The organism is Actinoplanes sp. NPDC024001 (assembly GCF_040638955.1).
Taxonomy (GTDB): domain Bacteria; phylum Actinomycetota; class Actinomycetes; order Mycobacteriales; family Micromonosporaceae; genus Actinoplanes.
The window spans coordinates 25216-42093 of sequence record NZ_JBEZZB010000089.1 but is presented as its reverse complement, the minus strand read 5'-3'; the positions used below and the strand labels follow the sequence as shown (position 1 = coordinate 42093).

Sequence of the window (16878 nt, the reverse complement as noted above, 5' to 3'; positions counted from 1 at the left end):
CGATCGGCGGCCTGCTGATCGGCGTGCTGTTCGTGCTCACCGAGCGCGGCGGTCTGCTGCCGATCCCGCCGCCAGTCCTTCTGCGAGCGCCGCCACTCCTGAACGGCGTCCCGCATCTTGTCGAAGACCGCCACCGGCGGTCCGGCGATCATGTTGACCACCGGGTTCTCGCCGGTCTCCGGGTGTGGCTTGGTCGGCGACACCGCCTCGGCGGCCCGCACCGCGCCGGCCATCCGCACCAGTTTCGCCGGGTCCGTCTTGGTGCGCAGCAGCGGGAACTCCTCCTGCTCCTCGTGCAGCGCGTGGCTGAGCACCGCTGCCTCGAAGGCGGTGAACCGCTCGTCGAAGCCGGGAGCGTTCACCCCCAGGTCGTAGAGCTCGGCGAGTGCTCGCTTGGCCTCGTTCTCCTCCGCCAGCCGGGAGTCGACCACCGTGTCGCCGGCGTCGTCGCGGGCGGCCGGGTGCACCACCTGCTCCTCGGCGCTCTCGTGCACGGCGAGCAGCCGGACCAGTTCCTGGAACGCCTGCTCCCGGTCCTCCCCGGTGGTCTGCCGCACCCGGGTGAAAAGGGCCTTGATCTGCTGGTGCTGGGCGAGCAGCAGCTCGATGACATCCTGTTCCTGAGCCGTCGTCATGCGTTCGCGTCTACCCGTCGACGTCCGTTGTTAACGTCTCGCTGGGTGATCTTTCGCCGGCGGGCCGGATCCGGCGCATATCCATGTCGGGTGAAGTTGATCAACAAGCGCCTCGCTGCCGCCTGCGCGGCCTTCGCCCTCTCCCTCGCCGGCGGGATCGCCACCGGCACCGTCCCCGCGCTCGCCGCCGACCGGGGCGGGCACGTCGCGGTCCACCACCCGGCCGCGAGCCACCGCATCCCGTTCACCGCCGCGACGGTCACCCGGAACAGCGACGGGTCGTTCACGATCAGCTGGGCCGCTGCCGGCGCCGGCGGGTCAGCGTCTTCGCCGGGCGCGACCGGGACCGCATCTCGCACCGGCACGCGGTCGCCCGCGGTGGCGCCGTCGCCACGGTCACCGTCACCGGCCTCGGCGAGGCGGACCGCTGGTGGTTCGAGCTGGTGCCCGACCGCGGCGAGTCGCTCACCCTCGCCGACCGGTCGCTGCACCTGGCCTCGGCGCCCAACTTCCGGGACGCGGGCGGCTATCGTACGGCCGACGGGCGCTGGGTCCGGATGGGTGTGCTCTACCGGGCCAACGACCTGGGTACGCTCACCGCCGCCGACCAGGCGAAGCTGACCCGGCTGGGGATCCGCACCGACCTCGACTTCCGCACCGACGCGGAGGTCGCCGCCTCCCCGGACCGGATCCCGGCCGGAGTCACCTATGTGCACGCCAACGTGCTCGGCGCCACCGACACGGGCGGCGGGCTGGGCGGCGTCGACCTGACCACCGAGGCCGGCGGCGTCGCGCTGATGGTGGCCGCCGAGAAGATGATGGTCTCCTCGGACTCCGGGCGGGCCGCCTACCGCACCTTCTTCGCGACGGCGTCCGACCGGAAGGCGGCGAACGTCGTCTACCACTGCACCGCGGGCAAGGACCGGACCGGCTGGGCCAGCGCCGCGCTGCTCACCGCGCTCGGAGTGCCGCGCGACACGGTGATGCGGGACTACCTGCTCAGCAACACCTACCTGGCCGCCTCCAACGAGGCGACGCTGGCGCATGTCCCGGCTGCGATCCGGCCCGGGTACAAGGCGGTGCTCGACGTGCGGGCGGAGTACCTCAACTCCGGCTACGACGAGGTGAAGGCGAAGTACGGCACCTTCGAGAACTACCTGCGTACCGGTCTGGGCCTGTCCGGCAAGGACCTGCGGGCGCTGCGCGCCCAGCTGCTGATCGGCTGAGCGTTACCCCTGCCGCGGGCGCCTCTCCGGTACGCCGGAGCGGCGCCCGCGGGTTTTCGTAAGTGAAAGTGACCGAACCCGCATCAGCTTGAAATGGGTATGCCGGCATACCTAATAATGAACGGCGTGACCGAGACCGCCGTTGCACTGATGCACCTCGCGCACCAGCTGCACCGCAGTCTGGACCGCCGGGTGCAGACCGACTTCACCCACCCCAAACCGCCCGAGGTGCAGATCGTCGCGCTCTGGCAGATCCGGGACCGGCCCGGGATCACGGTCCGGGAGCTCGCCGACGAGCTGCAACTCAAACCCAACAACGCCAGCGCCCTGGTCACGGCCATGGTCAACGACGGCCTGCTGCGCCGCGAACCCGACCAGAAGGATCGCCGGGTGGTGCGGCTGCACACCACCGAAGAGGCCGGCCACCGTGTCGACGCGGTGCAGGAGCTCTTCACCGGCTATCTGACCGCCGCCCTGGACAGCCTGGACGCGAGCGGGAGAGCGGCCGTGGAGGCGGCACTTCCGGCGCTGGTCCAGGTCGCCCGCCACATCCGTGACGGCGGGCGCTGAGCTTTCGCCGTACCCCTGCAGTTTTTCCAGCGCCCCGGCCACCGCCGGGGCGCGGTCTTTCGTGCTGAGATGGAGTCCCGCATGCCGCCGGTAACCGCGACCGACACACCAACCCCCGCCCACGCGCCGCCGGCGGCCACCGGCCGCCGTGGCAATCCCTGGCTGACCCTGATCGCTGTCGCCTTCGGCCTGTTCATGGTCGGCCTGGACGGCAGCGTGGTCTCCATCGCCAACCCGGAGATCGGCCGTGACCTGGGCGCCACCACCGCCGAACTGCAGTGGGTGACCAACTCCTACCTGCTGGCCCTGGCCGCCGCGCTGATCCTCGGCGGCAAGCTCGGTGACCGGTTCGGACGGCGCCGCTACTACCTGATCGGCGTCGCCGGCTTCACCGTCGCGTCCGTCGCGATCGGACTCGCCGGCTCGGTCGAAGGGGTCATCGCCTTCCGCGCCGCCCAGGGCTTCTTCGGCGCCCTGCTCATGCCGAACACGCTGGGCATGCTGCGGGCCGTCTTCCCGCCGCACCGCTTCGGCATGGCGGTCGGCATCTGGGCGATGGTCTCCTCGGTCTCCACCGCGCTCGGCCCGATCGTCGGCGGCCTGCTCGTGGAGCACGTCAACTGGGAATCGGTCTTCTACATCAACGCGCCGGTCGGCGTCATCGCGCTGATCGTCAGCGCGCTCGTACTGCCGGAGAGCCGGAACTCCACCGGCCGGCACCGCTTCGACGTCGCCGGGGTGCTGCTGCTCGCCGCCGGCCTGCTCGTCCTGGTCTTCGGCGTGGTCAAGGGCGAGACCTGGGGCTGGACGGCCGGCTCCACCATCGGCACGATCGGCGCCGGCCTGCTGATCCTCGTCCTGTTCGGCTGGTACGAGACCCGGCAGGAGCACCCGCTGCTGCCGATGCGACTGTTCCGCAGCCCGGCCCTGACCATCGGCGCGATCATCACCGCGATCAACTTCTTCACGCTGCTCGGCTCGATCTTCTACATCATGCTGTACCTGCAGAACGTCCGCGGATACAGCCCGGTCTGGGCCGGCGTCATCACCCTCCCGCTCAGCATCGCCTCGGTCGTCGCCTCCCCGATCGGCGCCGCGCTCACCGACCGGTACGGTCCCCGGCTCACCATGCCGCTCGGCATGGTGCTGCAGGGCGGCGCGTCCTTCGGTCTGATGTTCCTCGGTCCGCAATCCGGCTACTGGGCGATGTGGCCGTCGTTCGTCGGCCTCGGACTCGGCATCGGCATGGTGATGGCCGCGTCGTCCGAGGCGATCGTCGGCAACGCCCCGGTCAAGGACGCCGGCGTGGCCGGCGGCCTGCAGGCCACCATGCTGCAGATCGGCGGCGCGCTCGGCACGTCGGTGCTGATCTCGCTGATCAGCAGCCGGGTCGGCGCGACGCTGGTTCCCTCCCTGACCGCCGCCGGCGTGCCGCAGCCGTTGGCCGGCGGCCTCGCCGAGGCCCGTGACGCGGTCGCGATGGGCGTGGCGCCGGTCACCGCCGACCTGCCCGATCAGGTACGCGCGGCGATCATCGACGGCTCGGCCACCGCCTTCCTCAACGGTGTGCACACTGCCGCCCTGGTCGCCGGAATGCTCTGCCTGGCCGGCGCGGTCGTCGCGGTGGCCGGCATCCGCCGCGGCACCCCGGCACACCGGTAACTCCCGTACCACCGCCTCAGCAGGCCCGCCACCCGTGCCGACGGGAGTAGTACGGGTGCGGGTCGGCTGGAGGAGAGACATGAGCGCCATCACGACGGAGGCGGTTGCCGCTCCGGCCGGGAGCCGTGGGCTGTGGGCCGATCTCAGCGTCAACATCAAGATCCTGGTGGCGATCTGCGTGGCCGCCGTGGTCGCGCTGATCATCGGGGTGCTCGGCCTGCGGTCGCTGAGCGACGCCAGCACCGCGGCGCAGCAGATTTACCAGAGCAACGTGCTGGGCGTGGCCGCGCTGGGCAGCGTGCAGAACGGGATGACCCAGACCCGGCTGGACCTGTCGAACCACGCCCTCAACCGCGACCCGACCGCGAAACAGAACTACCTGAAGCAGTACACCGCCGACGTGGAAGCCGTCACCGCGGCCTGGGCGGAGTACGACGCCACCGGTCCGGTCCCGGAAAAGGCCATGGTCGACGACGTGAAAGCCGACTGGCAGGCCTTTCTCAAGATCGCGGACGAGCAACTGGTGCCCGCGGCCGAGCGCAACGACCTGAACACCTGGGTCCAGATCCGCAACGGCGAGATGGCGTCCCTGGTCACCGAGGTCAAGGAACACCTCGCCGAGATGACCGTGATCGAGAAGGGCGCGGCCGAGAAGGCCGCCGCGGACGCCCGCTCCGGGTACGAGAGCAACCGCATCCAGTCGATCTCCCTGCTCGTCGGCGGCATCCTGGCGGCCCTGCTTCTCGGCCTGTTCGTGGCGCGCGGCATCGTCCGGTCCCTGAACCGGGTCACCGAGGTGTGCGAAGGGCTCGCCGACGGCGACCTCACCCGCAGCACCGGGCTCACCAGCCACGACGAGCCCGGCCGGATGGGCCGCGCCCTGGACGCGGCCATCACCCGGCTGCGCGACACCGTCAACACCATCGGCGGATCCGCCGCCACGCTGGCCGGCGCCTCCGAAGAACTCTCCGCGGTCAGCGCCCAACTGCAGAACGGCGCCTCGGACGTCGCCGAGAAGGCCGGCTCGGCCAGCTCCGCCAGCGAGGAGGTCAACACCGGCGTCCAGTCGATCGCGGCCGGCGCGGAACAGATGAGCGCCTCGATCACCGAGATCGCCTCCAACGCCGCCGACGCCGCCCGCGTCGCCCAGGAGGGCATGTCCGTCGCCGAACGCACCAACAACCAGGTGGCCGAACTCGGCGCGGCCAGTGCCGAGATCGGCGACGTGGTCCGGTTGATCACGAGCATCGCGGAACAGACCAACCTGCTCGCCCTGAACGCCACCATCGAGGCCGCCCGTGCCGGTGAGCTGGGCAAAGGCTTCGCCGTCGTGGCCGGCGAGGTGAAGGAACTGGCACAGCAGACGGCCAAGGCCACCGAGGAGATCACCGAGCGGATCGGCGCCATCCAGGTCTCCAGCGACTCGGCGGCCGCGGCGATCGGTGAGATCACCCAGGTGATCCAGCGGATCGGCGACTACACCACCACGATCGCCTCGGCGGTCGAGGAACAGACCGCGACCACGGGAGAGATGAGCCGGTCCGTGGCCGACGCCGCCACCAGCAGCGGGGAGGTCGCGCGAACCGTGTCCGGGGTGGCGGAAGTGGCCGCGGCCACCGCTGACGGGGCCCGGGCCACCCAGCAGGCGGCGGTCGACCTGACCCGGCTCGCCGGAGACCTGACCAACCTGGTCGGCGGTTTCCGGCACTGACAACCCATCGGAGTCGAAGATGACCACCACGCCGTACGGGCTGTCCCGGCCCACCATGGACGACGCCCAGGCCGCGATCATGCGGGTGCACGCCGGCGACGGCCGGCGGATCTGGGACCAGCTCCTGCAGGCGGCCGGGCTCACCGGGCGGGAGACCGACGGGTCCGCGCTGGACCGGCTGCTGGCGATGATGTGCAAATCGGACGCCACCACGCGGCTCTGCGCGCTCGCCCTGCAGATCCGGGTCAACTCGCACACCCACCTCGCGGCTGCCGCAGCCGCCACCGCCAGGAGCTGATGTGGACACCGACCTGTTCGACCGACTCGGCGAACCCGCCCGGATCCGGGAACTCGCCGGATACGACCTGCTCAACCCCGACCTGCGGACCAGCCTGGACGCGATCGCGCTGCGCAGCGCCACCCTGCTGGAGGCGCCGGTGTCGCTGGTGTCGGTGGTGCTGGACAGCTCGCAGTTCATCCTCGGGTCGCACGGGGTGTCCGGGTGGGTGGCCGAGTCGCAGGGGACGCCGGCGGAGTGGGCGATGTGCACCCATACGGTGCTGGCGGGGGAGCCGTACTGCGTCACCGACGGGATGGCGGACCCGAAGCACGCCGGGAACCCGTTCCTGCAGATGACCGGGTTGCGCAGCTATCTGGGGGTGCCGCTGCTCGGTGCGGACGAGCATGTGCTGGGCGCGCACTGCGTGATCGATGCGCGGCCGCGCATCTTCACGGATGTGGACCTGGCGGTCCTCCACGACGGCGCGGAGAAGGTGATGCGCCTGCTCGGCGCCTACCGCCTCTAGGCAGGACGGACCCGCGGGTTCTCCGGGCCGTCTCTGCGCGGGTTCTTCGGGTCGGTCTCCGCGCGGGTCCTTGCTGGCGGGGCGCGGCCTATGCGGTTTCTTGCCGGCGGGGCGCGGCCTATGCGGTTTCTTGCCGGCGGGGCGCGGCCTATGCGGTTTCTTGCTGGCGGGGCGCGGCGTATGCGGTTTCTTGCCGGCGGGGCGCGGCCTATGCGGCTTCTTGCTGGCGGGGCGTGGAGTGCCAGCGCCAGTCGGCCAGCCGGGGCCGGGCCGGCAGCTCGCCGCGGCCGGTCGCCCAGAGCAGGGCCGGCCAGCCGCCGAGCGGCGCCTCCGGAAACAGGCGCCACAGGACGCGGTCGCAGAGATCATCCGGAGCGGACCAGGGCACGCCCAGGCCGGCGGCGACGTCGTGCATGTGCGCCAGGACCTCGACCACGCCCATCGCGGCGAAGCCCTCCGGGTCGGAGACGCCCATCGGATGGAAAGCGCGCCGCTGCGGTGGCGCGACCTGAACCTGGGCGGCCAGCAGGCCACCGGACGCGTCCAGCACGTGCAGCAGGCCGGCCACGCCCGCCTCGGCCTTGACATAAACGGTCAACGCCGGCCCGTCGGGCCGCCGCCGATAGCCGAACGGAACATAGGCGTCCAGCGCCGGCTGCTCGGGTGCCAGCTGCCCGGCGTACGCAAAGAGGTCGTCGGCGATGTGCTCGACCGTCTCCCAGACCGTCCAGCTCAGACCGCCCGCGGTGACCGGTCCTGGAGAAGCCATTCCGGAACCGTAACGAGCTCCCGCACCGGGCGCACCCGAAAATGTCATACCCCGGCGGCATCATCACGGCATGGGAGAACCAGCGACACCGATCCGCCGCCGGCTCGAGCTCTCGGTCGCCGAGGCGCGCCTGCGGTTCCAGCAACTCGTGCGGGTCACCGGGGTGACCGGCCAGGTCACGATCGTGGTCGACGGCGGCCGTCCGGTCGCCGCCATCGTCCCGCCGGGCGACGTGCTCGGCACCGGCCCGGCGCCACCGAGCGTGCCTCAGCCGGTGCCGCCGCCACGGCAGGCGCCGCCGAGCGTGCCCCAGCCGATGTCGCCGCCGCGCGACGTGCCCACAGGGGAGCGTTCGGTCACGCGGCCCGGCTTCTTCCCGTCCGCGACTTCCGCACCCGCGGCGTCGCCGGCCTCGACGGATGCGCCGGCCGGCGGGGAGCAGGTCGCGGCCGGCTGGCTGCGCCGGATCGAGAAGGTGCGTGAGGACGTTCGGCGTCAGCACGCCACCCGGATCCGGGAGCTGTCCCAGGCTTTGGACGAGGCGTGGCGCCTGCTCGACGACATCCGCCCGCCCGGCACCGACCGTGCCGCTGACACCCTGCGTGCGGCCCAAGCCGACCTGCGCCGCGCCCGATGATCAATCACTACTGACCCTATCGGGGCGGAGGTAAGATCGGCCAATGGGTGGACAGCTCGATCTGTTCGTGCCGGGGGTGGTGTATCTCGACGTCATCTTCACCGGTCTCCGTGAGCTGCCCGAGCCCGGCACCGAGGTGTGGGCGTCCGGGATGGGCTCGTGCCCCGGCGGCGTCGCCAATCTGGCCGTCGCCGCGAGCAGGCTCGGCCTGCACACCGGCCTCGGGACCGCGCTCAGCTCCGACGCCTACGGCGAGTTCTGCCACCAGGTGCTCAGCCGCCAGGAGGGGATCGACCTCTCCGCCTCCCGGCGGGTCGACGACTGGCATTCACCGGTCACCGTCTCCCTCGCCTACGACCGTGACCGCAGCATGATCACCCACGGTCATCCGCTGCCGACCGACGCCGACGGCCTGGTCAACGGCTTGCCGGCGGCCCGCAGCGCGGCCGTGAGCCTGGCCGGCTCCGGCATCGGCTGGGTGCACCAGGCCCGGGCGGCGGGGACCATGGTGTTCGCCGACGTCGGCTGGGACGAGACCGACCAGTGGTCCTGCGACGTGCTGACCGCCCTCGCCGACTGCCACGCCTTCCTGCCCAACGCGGTGGAGGCCATGCGCTACACCCGCACCGACTCGCCCCGGCAGGCCCTCGACAAGCTTTCCGGCCTGGTTCCGGTCGTCGTGGTCACCTGCGGCCCCGACGGCGCGCTCGCCGTCGACTCCGGCACCGGCGAGGTGGCAACGGTCCCCGGCGTGCCGGTGGACGCCCTCGACCCGACCGGCGCGGGCGACGTCTTCACCGCGGGCTTCATCACCGGGACGCTCGGCGGCTGGCCACTCGCCGACCGCGTGGCCTTCGCCAACCTGGTCGCCTCCCTCTCGGTGCAGCACTTCGGCGGTTCCCTTTCCGCACCCGGCTGGGGCGACATCGCCGACTGGTGGCAGGCCGTCCGCTGCGCCGCCGCCCACCGCCACGCCGATGCCACCGAGTCCGTGCTGGCCCAGCGTTACGGTTTCCTCGACGACGTCATTCCACCCGGCCGCCGCACCGCGGTCCACCGCGCCACCGCGACCATCGCCCGCCTCTCCGACGTGCAGGCCTGACATGCTCGTGACCATCCTGGGCGGGCGGTCTCTGTCCTTCCGGGGAAGGGACCTGACATGCTCTTGACGTCTCCGGCCGGCCGCGGTTCCCGTCTCTTCGAGGTGCACGTCTGACATGCGCTTGACCATCCTGGGCGGCGGCGGTTTCCGTGTCCCGCTGGTCTACCGGGCCCTGCTGGCCGACCGCCGGCGGACCGGCATCACCGAGGTCATGCTCCACGACGTGGACCGCGGCCGCCTCGACGCGATCGGCCGGGTGCTCGCCGCCCAGGCCCGCGACGTGCCCGACGCCCCCACCGTGCTCACCACCACCGACCTGGACACCGCCGTGACCGGCGCGGCTTTCGTCTTCTGTGCCATCCGGGTCGGCGGCCTGCGCGGCCGCGTCACCGACGAGCGGATCGCCCTGGCCGCGGGCGTGCTGGGTCAGGAGACCGTCGGCGCCGGCGGCATCTCCTACGGTCTGCGCACCGTCCCGGTGGCCCTGCACATCGCCGAGCGCATCGCCCGGCTCGCCCCCACCGCCTGGACGATCAATTTCACCAACCCGGCCGGCCTGGTCACCGAGGCGATGGCCACCCACCTGGGCGACCGCGTGATCGGCATCTGCGACTCACCGGCCGGCCTCGTCGACCGCGTGCTCCGCACCCTCGGCGCCGATCTGTCCACGGTGCACGTCGACTACGCCGGTCTCAACCACCTGGGCTGGCTCTACGGCATCCACCCCCTGCCACCCACCAACAGTGACGACCTGCTGGCCTGTCTGCTCGCCGACAAGGCGCTGGTGGAGACCCTCGAGGAGGGCCGCCTGTTCGGAGCCGACCGGCTGCGCGCCCTGGGCGCTGTCCCCAACGAATACCTGCACTACTACTACGACCCGGCCGGCACGCTGGCCGCGATCCGGGACGCTCCACAGACCCGCGGGGCGTTCCTGTTGGAGCAGCAGGACCGCTGCTACCACCGGATCGTCTCGTCCGATCGTGATCCGCTGGATGCCTGGCTGGAGGCCTGGCGCGAGCGTGAGGCCACCTACATGGCGGAGAACCGGGAGCTGGCCGGCGCCGGCGACCGCGAGCACGACGAGTCCCGCCCGGCCGGCTATGAGGGCGTGGCGCTCGCGGTGATGCGAGCCCTGGCCCACGACGAGCCGGTCACGCTGATCCTCAACGTCCGCAATCGGGGCACCCTCGGCGTGCTCGACGACGCAGCGGTGGTCGAGGTCCCCTGCACGGTCGACGCGCACGGCGCGCTGCCACACCGGGTGTCGGCGCTGCCCGAGCACGGCGTGGGCCTGGTCCGAGCCGTCAAGGCCGCCGAACGCGGCGTCCTGGAAGCGGCTGCCACCGGTTCCCGCGCCGCCGCGGTCCGTGCCATGGCCGCGCATCCCCTGGTCGACTCGGAGCCCGTCGCCCGCCGCCTCGTCGACGCCTATCGCGCCGAGTTCGCCGAGCTCACCTACCTGCGCTGACTTCGGGGAAACTGTCGTACCCGGGTGGCAGGGTGGTCATCGCGAACCGGTGACGCCAGAGGAGGCCCCGTGAAGTATGGATACTTCGGCTCGATGAAGACCAAGCCGGGCCATCGCGACGAGGTCGTGTCGATCCTGCTCCGCTCCTCCGACGGGCTGCGCGAGGCCGGCTGCCATCTCTACGTGGTGGGCGTCTCCGGCACCGACGACCAGACGATCTGGGTCAACGAGGTCTGGGAGAGCAAGGAGCACCACGACGCCTCGCTCCAACTGCCCGAGACCCGGGCCGCCATCGCCGAGGCCATGCCTCTGCTGACCGGCGAGTTCACCCAGCAGGAGATCTCCGTGCTGGGCGGCCTGGGCCTGCCCGCGGCGCCGTGACGCGAGGTGACCGGCCCGGGTTTGTCCGCAGGAAACTCACGCGCGGGAGACCGAAACGGCGGAGAGGGCGAGCCTCGGCCGTCAGGCCGTGCTCACCCTCTCCGAGGAGTCGATGTCAGACCGCGGCCGGCTGCTCGGCCGGGCGGCGCGGCGGGATCGAGTGGTCGATCTCCTTGGCCGGCTTGCGGTTGGGCAGCGCCAGGCGGAAGACCTTCGCCCACGCCGACGCCACCTGCACGACCAGCGGCCCGGTGACGTAATTCAGCTCGTACTTCTCGAACAGAGCCCGCACCTTCGGCGCGATCTCCGCGTAGCGGCTGGCCGGCAGGTCGGGGAAGAGGTGGTGTTCGATCTGGTGGGACAGGTTGCCGGTCATGATGTGCATCAGCTTGCTGCCGGAGATGTTCGCGGAGCCGAGCATCTGCCGCAGGTACCACTCGCCGCGGGTCTCACCGGTGATCGAGGTCCGCTCGAAGGTCTCCACACCGTTGGGGAAGTGGCCACACATGATCACCGAGTGGCTCCACAGGTTGCGGACCAGGGTCGCCACGAAGTTCGCCGACAGTGTGCCGAGGAAGGCGCCGAGCGGGTTGCCCATCAGGAAACCGACCGGGATGGCAAGGGCCGGGTGGACGATGTAATCCTTCGTCACCTGCCGGCGGATCTTGTGCATGACCTTGCGCAGGTTGGCGCGGAAGGCCGGGTTGCTGCGTCGCTTCTTGGTCTTCAGGTTGCGGCCGAGCTCCAGGTCGTAAGCGGCGATGCCGTACTCGAAGAAGCAGGCGTTGATGAAGTTGTAGAGCGGCTGCCCGAGGTGCGCCGGCACCCACTTCTGCTGCTCGTCGACGCGCATGATGCCGTAACCGAGGTCGTTGTCGCGCCCGACCACGTTGGTGTACTTGTGGTGCAGCTCGTTGTGCGAGTGCTTCCACTGCTCGGCCGGGGACGCCGAGTCCCACTCCCACGTCGTCGAGTGGATCTTCGGGTCCCGCATGAAGTCGTACTGGCCGTGCAGGATGTTGTGGCCGATCTCCATGTTCTCGAGGATCTTGGAGATGGACAGGCCGGCGGTGCCGAGGATCCAGGCCGGCGGGAAGAGCGAGAAGAGCAGCAGCGCGCGGCTGCCGAGTTCGATGCGGCGCTGCACCGCGATCATCCGGCGGATGTACTTGGCGTCCTTCTCACCGCGGACGGCGAGCACCTCGTCCCGGATCGCGTCGAGCTCACGCCCGATCTGCTCGATGTCCTCGGGGCTGAGGTGGGCGATCGGGTTGACTTCTTTACGCTGCAGCGTCGTCACGTGGTTCCCTCACAAAAAACTAGGCGTCGAACCGGCACGGCCCGGCGGCGGCCGAGATGCAGGTCTGGATCAGGACGTTGTCGCCGTCCACCTCGGTGGCGGTGGTGAGCGTGCCGTCGCGCAGGTCGCGGACGATGCCCTCGCGCATCGGCAGCACGCATTTGAAGCAGATGCCCATCCGGCAGCCGGACTGCATGAGCTGGCCGGCGGCCTCGCCGGCTTCGAGGATCGACGTGCCGCCGGGCGCCTCGGCGACCGTCCCGGTGCGCTCGAAGGTGACCGTGCCGCCGTCGCCGGCGACGAGCACGGTCGGGCGGAAACGCTCGACGTGCAGCCGGTCGGCGGCGCCGGCGTCGGTCCAGTGCGCGGTCAGGTCGTCGAGCATCTCGCCCGGCCCGCACGCCCAGGTCTCCCGCTCGAACAGGTCGGGCACCAGGGAGGCGAGCTCGGCGGGCTTGAGACGGCCGTCGGCCCGGGTGTGCCGTTCGATCAGGCGGATCCGGCCGGCCGAGGCGAGCGACCGCAGCTCCTCGCCGAAGACCACGTCGTCGGCGGTCCGCGCCGAGTGGATCACGACCACGTCGGGCAGCTGGTGCAGAGCGCTGCGCAGCATGCCCATGACCGGGGTGATGCCGCTTCCGGCGGTCACGAACAGCGCCTTCGCCGGCGGGGCGGACGGCAGCACGAAGTCGCCGGTGGGTAGATCGAGGTTGACGATCATGCCGCGCTTGGCGTTGCGGAGCAGGTAACCGCTGACCACGCCGTCCTGGACGGCGTTGACCGTCACGGTGAACCGGCCGTCGCGGCGGCCGGCCGCGCTGGACACCGAGTAAGCACGCCACAGGCGCACGCCGTCGACGTCCACGCCGAGCCGGATGTACTGACCCGGCCGGTGCGGCTGCCAGTTCCGCCCGGGGCGCAGCTCGAGGGTGACCGCGTTCGCGGTCTCCCGGCGCACCGCCTCGACCCGGGCACGCAGGACGGTCGGGTTGCGCAGGGGCGCGATGACGTCGAGATAGTCGGCCGGCACCACCGGCGTCGTGATCAGCTCGACGACGCGCCAGGCGCCGTTGCGCAATGTCCGAGTAACTGCCACGTGAACAAGCCTGCTACCTCGAGCGACCGAAAGCATGACCATGAGAAGTGAATCCTGGCGTCATAATTGTTCGCTGGGTACAACAGTGGGACCCCAAACTCGGATACCACGGGAAAAGGTGAGCCGGTGAAACAATCGCTGCGGGATGTCCGGTCCTACCGCCTCCCTGCGGAGGTGATCGATCCGCTGCGCCGAGGGCTGCCCGAGGTGGCCGTGCAGACCATCGCGGCGATCACGATGGAGGTGCCTGCCTACGCCGAGGCCTTCGCCGGAGAGCTCGGGCACAAGATCGAGAAGGCGGTGCAGGCTGCCCTCGGCACGTTCCTCAATCTGGTGTCCCGCCCGGGAGCCGATCCCGGCACTCCGCTGGCGGCGGCGCTCGAGGCCGCGTACGCATTGGGTCGCGGTGAGGCCCGATCGGGCCGAAGCCTGGACGCGCTGCTCGCCGCCTACCGGGTCGGCGCCCGCGTGTCCTGGCGTGAGCTGGCCGCGATCAGCGTCGGCATCGGGCAGCCGGCCGCCGCCGTAGCCGACTTCGCCGAGCTGGTGTTCGCCTACATCGACGAGCTCTCCGCGGCCAGCGTCGCCGGCCACGCCGACGAACTCGCCGCCTCCGGCCGGATCCGCTTGCGCCACCTGCAGGAACTCGCGCAGACCCTGGTCGCCGGCGAGCCCTCGCACGTCGTGCAGGCCGCCGCCGAGCAGGCCGAGTGGACGCCCCCGCAGACCCTGACCGCGATCATGCTCCCGGAGCGCTCCGCTCGCTGGGTGATCGACCTGCTCGACCCGCGCACCCTGCAACTCGCCGACGCGGTGCCCGACCTGCCCGGTATGACCGTGCTGCTGGTGCCCGACCCGCAGGGCGCCTCCCGTCCGCATCTCACCCGCCTGCTGGCCGGCCAGAGCGCGGTGATCGGCCCCGCCCGCCCCTGGCTGGAGGCCAAGACCTCCCTGGACCGGGTGATCCGCGTCCACGCCCTGAGCCCCCCTTCCGCCGGCGCGGTCGTCGACACCGAGGACCACCTCGCCGGCGTGGTAGTCACCGCCGACCCGAGCGCCCTGGCCGACCTGCGCGCCCGCGCCCTGGCCCCCCTGGCCGGCGAACGCGGCGCCGCCGCCGCCAAGCTCATCGAGACCCTGCGCAGCTGGCTGCTGCACCACGGCCGCCGTGAGGACGTCGCCGCCGAGCTCTTCGTCCACCCCCAGACGGTCCGCTACCGGATGGCTCGCTTACGCGAGCTCTACGGCGAGAAACTGCGCGATCCGCAGTGGGTGCTCGCGCTCACCATCGCTCTCGCGCTCCCCGACGCCTAAACCCCTCCCCGGGTACGCCCAAAGCCCGCCCTGCCCGCACCCCCTCACCTCCACCCCGACGCCTAAAACCCTCCCCGGGTACGCCCAAAGCCTCGCGCCGCCCGCACCCCCTCACCTCCACCCCGACGCAGTCTCGCCGCCCACGGCAACGCTCCGGTTCCGGATCCCGGCGCGAAGGGCCGAGCCGTCCCATGACCATCCACCGGATCAAGCAAGGCGCCGATCCACGGGCCGCCACCTCTGCAACATGCGCGCCGTGCCCGCGCCGCAATCCGGTTCGCCCTCGCAACAAGATCAAATCCACCCTGCACGGCTCAGCCCTCGCAGAGCTGTCGCCCAAGTGGGAGTGTCCGCTCCTGAACGCATGCCGATCCCTGCGATCCCGGTCAGCTGGCTCTCAGTGCTGCCCAAGCCCGTGCAGACAGCCCTGGCGGCCAGCCAGTTCCCCCGGCTGCGCCGGGGTGTTGCTTCGACCGGCCCGAACCAGCACTGACCGCCAGCCGCTTCGCCCGGCTGCGTCCGGGTGTTGTTCGGTCGGGCGGATCCGGCTCTGGCGGTCAGCCGGTTTGCCTGGCTGCGTCTGGGTGTTGCTTCGGACGGCCCGAACCGGCACTGGCCGCCAGCCGGTTCCCCCCGGCTGTGCCCGGGAATTGTCGCGGCTGGCCTGAGACGACGCTGATGGCCAGCCAGGCGGGTTCGCCGTTGACCGGCCAGTCCCGCCAGGTACCGAATACGGCCCTAATTCGGTGTGAGTGCCAGCTGGCCTCGGCGGCTGGCGTTATAGGCACCGATCGGGGGCGGCGTTCGGTGCGTGGGCGTGAGCTGGGCTCAGCGGGCTGGCGTGTAGGTACCGGTTGCGACGGTGTTTGGTGGGTGGGTGGCAGGCGGGCTATCGGGTGGAGGAGCCGTTGAGGCGGGAACGGATCAGCAGGCAGGCCACGCCTAGCACCGCGAGCAGGGCGGCGGCGCCGGCGTAGATGGCGGCTCGGCGTTCGGCGGCGGCGGTGCGGGCGGCCTGGGCAGCGATCATCTGCGGGGTGGGGTCCTGGTAGGGGACGTCGGCCATCCCGGCGAGCCCGGCGCAGAGCAGCAGCACGGCGGCGAGGAGGAGGGAGATCCCGGCGGCCAGCAGGATCCGTGGTCGTGTCACAGCGGCCACGATGGCACAGGGATAGACCAAAGTCGCGGATCGGCGACTTCGGTCGTCTGGATCCGGCCCGCGGGGTGGGCATAGCGTCGGCACTGTGAAAAGGGAACCTGTCGTACTGACCTTCTCCGGCGTGGACCGGGCGCTCGTGACGGCCGGCCCGGCGGTGTTGGGGGCGGTCCTCGGGATCGTGCTGCCGATGATCGCCCGGTGGGCGGTGGACCTGGAGATTCCACTGCCGTTCCGGCCGGTCTGGGTGGTGGTCGGTTCGATGGACCGGTGGTGGGAGGTCGCCGTGCAGGCGACGATCCTCGCCGTGCTGGGTGCGCTGGCGACCATGGAGATCCTGCGCCGCACGGCCCTGGTGACGGTCGCCGACGACGAGGTGCGGCTGGACATCGCCGACGACCATGTCCGGCTGGCCCGTGCGGAGATCGAGGCGGTCTACCGGGAGGGCGACGCGCTGGTAGTGCTCGACCGGGAGTCGAAGCAGGCGTTCCGCGGCGAGCCGAGGGCGGACAAGGCGCGGCTCGAGCAGGCGTTCCGCGAGTTCGGGTATCCGTGGCGCGACGCCGACCCGTTCGCCGAGCTGTACCACCGGTGGGCGCCGGAGACCGGCCTGCTGCCGGTCGCGGTCGAGGCGGTCCTGTCGGCGCGCGCTGTCGCGCTGCGCAAGAAGGCCGGCAGGGAGGCCGGCGAGCTGCGCGACGCTCTCCACAAGCTCGGGTACGCCGTGCGCGACGACGGTGACCAGCAGTTCTGGCGCCCCCTGGTCCGCTCGTGACGGGACACCGCGAACCGGGCGCGTCACCGGACCCCGCAGCCGCCGCGAACATGCCGTCAACAGTGGTGCCGCAGACCTCGGCCGTGGAAAGCGCGCCACGGGACGCCGGGCCGGGACTGGCAGGCGCCGCCGGAGCGGCCGGGGAGGCGGGATCGGCAGTGTCGGTGGAGGCCGGGCTCCCCATGAGGCCGATGGCGTCGGTAGACGCCGAGCCAGGGGCACTGGACGCTTGGAGCGTCCCGGAGGGCGCTGGGCCGGAATCGTCGCACA

17 protein-coding genes are annotated in these 16878 nt (G+C 71.3%); 12 read left to right on the top strand and 5 right to left on the bottom strand.

What is annotated here, in order from left to right; genetic code table 11:
* A partial coding sequence (locus tag AB0F81_RS30320; protein ID WP_360202714.1) for a hemerythrin domain-containing protein occupies positions 1–635 on the bottom strand: 635 nt, incomplete at its 3' end.
* A 443-nt stretch (positions 636–1078) separates the two neighbouring features.
* On the opposite strand from AB0F81_RS30320, the gene AB0F81_RS30315 reads away from it, so the two are divergent.
* The 6 genes from AB0F81_RS30315 (at position 1079) to AB0F81_RS30290 (ending at position 6610) form a co-directional block, all read left to right on the top strand.
* Positions 1079–1861, top strand: a complete 783-nt coding sequence (locus tag AB0F81_RS30315; protein WP_360202712.1) for a tyrosine-protein phosphatase — start codon at positions 1079–1081, stop codon at positions 1859–1861.
* A gap of 126 nt (positions 1862–1987) precedes the next feature.
* Complete coding sequence (locus AB0F81_RS30310; protein ID WP_360202710.1) at positions 1988–2431, top strand: MarR family transcriptional regulator; 444 nt, start codon at positions 1988–1990, stop codon at positions 2429–2431.
* A gap of 81 nt (positions 2432–2512) precedes the next feature.
* On the top strand, positions 2513–4093 hold the full coding sequence (locus tag AB0F81_RS30305; RefSeq protein WP_360202709.1) for an MFS transporter: 1581 nt from the start codon (positions 2513–2515) through the stop codon (positions 4091–4093).
* Positions 4094–4172: 79 nt separating this feature from the next.
* Positions 4173–5804, top strand: coding sequence for a methyl-accepting chemotaxis protein (locus AB0F81_RS30300; RefSeq protein WP_360202707.1), 1632 nt, complete (start codon positions 4173–4175; stop codon positions 5802–5804).
* Positions 5805–5823: 19 nt separating this feature from the next.
* Positions 5824–6102 carry a hypothetical protein gene (locus AB0F81_RS30295; protein ID WP_360202705.1) on the top strand — a complete coding sequence of 93 codons (279 nt, stop codon included), beginning with the start codon at positions 5824–5826 and terminating at the stop codon, positions 6100–6102.
* 1 nt (position 6103) lies between these two features.
* Positions 6104–6610 carry a GAF domain-containing protein gene (locus AB0F81_RS30290; RefSeq protein WP_360202703.1) on the top strand — a complete coding sequence of 169 codons (507 nt, stop codon included), beginning with the start codon at positions 6104–6106 and terminating at the stop codon, positions 6608–6610.
* A gap of 208 nt (positions 6611–6818) precedes the next feature.
* Here the strand turns inward: AB0F81_RS30290 and AB0F81_RS30285 are convergent, their stop codons facing one another.
* On the bottom strand, positions 6819–7379 hold the full coding sequence (locus tag AB0F81_RS30285; protein WP_360202701.1) for a maleylpyruvate isomerase N-terminal domain-containing protein: 561 nt from the start codon (positions 7377–7379) through the stop codon (positions 6819–6821).
* Between the two features lie 70 nt (positions 7380–7449).
* On the opposite strand from AB0F81_RS30285, the gene AB0F81_RS30280 reads away from it, so the two are divergent.
* The 4 genes from AB0F81_RS30280 (at position 7450) to AB0F81_RS30265 (ending at position 10967) form a co-directional block, all read left to right on the top strand.
* On the top strand, positions 7450–8016 hold the full coding sequence (locus AB0F81_RS30280; protein ID WP_360202700.1) for a hypothetical protein: 567 nt from the start codon (positions 7450–7452) through the stop codon (positions 8014–8016).
* Positions 8017–8059: 43 nt separating this feature from the next.
* Positions 8060–9118 (top strand): carbohydrate kinase family protein, encoded by a 1059-nt coding sequence (locus AB0F81_RS30275; RefSeq protein WP_360202698.1) that lies wholly within the window; start codon positions 8060–8062, stop codon positions 9116–9118.
* Between the two features lie 115 nt (positions 9119–9233).
* A complete protein-coding gene (locus AB0F81_RS30270) occupies positions 9234–10586 on the top strand; it encodes a 6-phospho-beta-glucosidase (RefSeq protein WP_360202696.1) in 1353 nt (450 codons plus the stop codon).
* A 69-nt stretch (positions 10587–10655) separates the two neighbouring features.
* Entirely contained in the window at positions 10656–10967 is a 312-nt protein-coding gene (locus AB0F81_RS30265; protein WP_360202694.1) for a putative quinol monooxygenase, read from the top strand.
* Between the two features lie 115 nt (positions 10968–11082).
* Here AB0F81_RS30265 and AB0F81_RS30260 read toward each other — a convergent pair whose 3' ends face one another.
* Complete coding sequence (locus AB0F81_RS30260) at positions 11083–12267, bottom strand: acyl-CoA desaturase (RefSeq protein WP_360202692.1); 1185 nt, start codon at positions 12265–12267, stop codon at positions 11083–11085.
* Between the two features lie 19 nt (positions 12268–12286).
* Positions 12287–13399: a ferredoxin reductase gene (locus tag AB0F81_RS30255; protein WP_360202719.1), complete on the bottom strand. Its 1113-nt coding sequence runs from the start codon at positions 13397–13399 to the stop codon at positions 12287–12289.
* A gap of 138 nt (positions 13400–13537) precedes the next feature.
* Here AB0F81_RS30255 and AB0F81_RS30250 point away from each other — a divergent pair, with 138 nt between their 5' ends.
* Positions 13538–14677, top strand: coding sequence for a helix-turn-helix domain-containing protein (locus AB0F81_RS30250; RefSeq protein WP_360202717.1), 1140 nt, complete (start codon positions 13538–13540; stop codon positions 14675–14677).
* A gap of 889 nt (positions 14678–15566) precedes the next feature.
* Here AB0F81_RS30250 and AB0F81_RS30245 read toward each other — a convergent pair.
* Positions 15567–15827, bottom strand: coding sequence for a hypothetical protein (locus AB0F81_RS30245; protein ID WP_360202690.1), 261 nt, complete (start codon positions 15825–15827; stop codon positions 15567–15569).
* 94 nt (positions 15828–15921) lie between these two features.
* Here AB0F81_RS30245 and AB0F81_RS30240 point away from each other — a divergent pair, with 94 nt between their 5' ends.
* The gene (locus tag AB0F81_RS30240) at positions 15922–16608 is read left to right on the top strand and encodes a hypothetical protein (protein ID WP_360202688.1); all 687 of its coding nucleotides are present in this window, start codon (positions 15922–15924) and stop codon (positions 16606–16608) included.
* Positions 16609–16878: the final 270 nt, after the last annotated feature.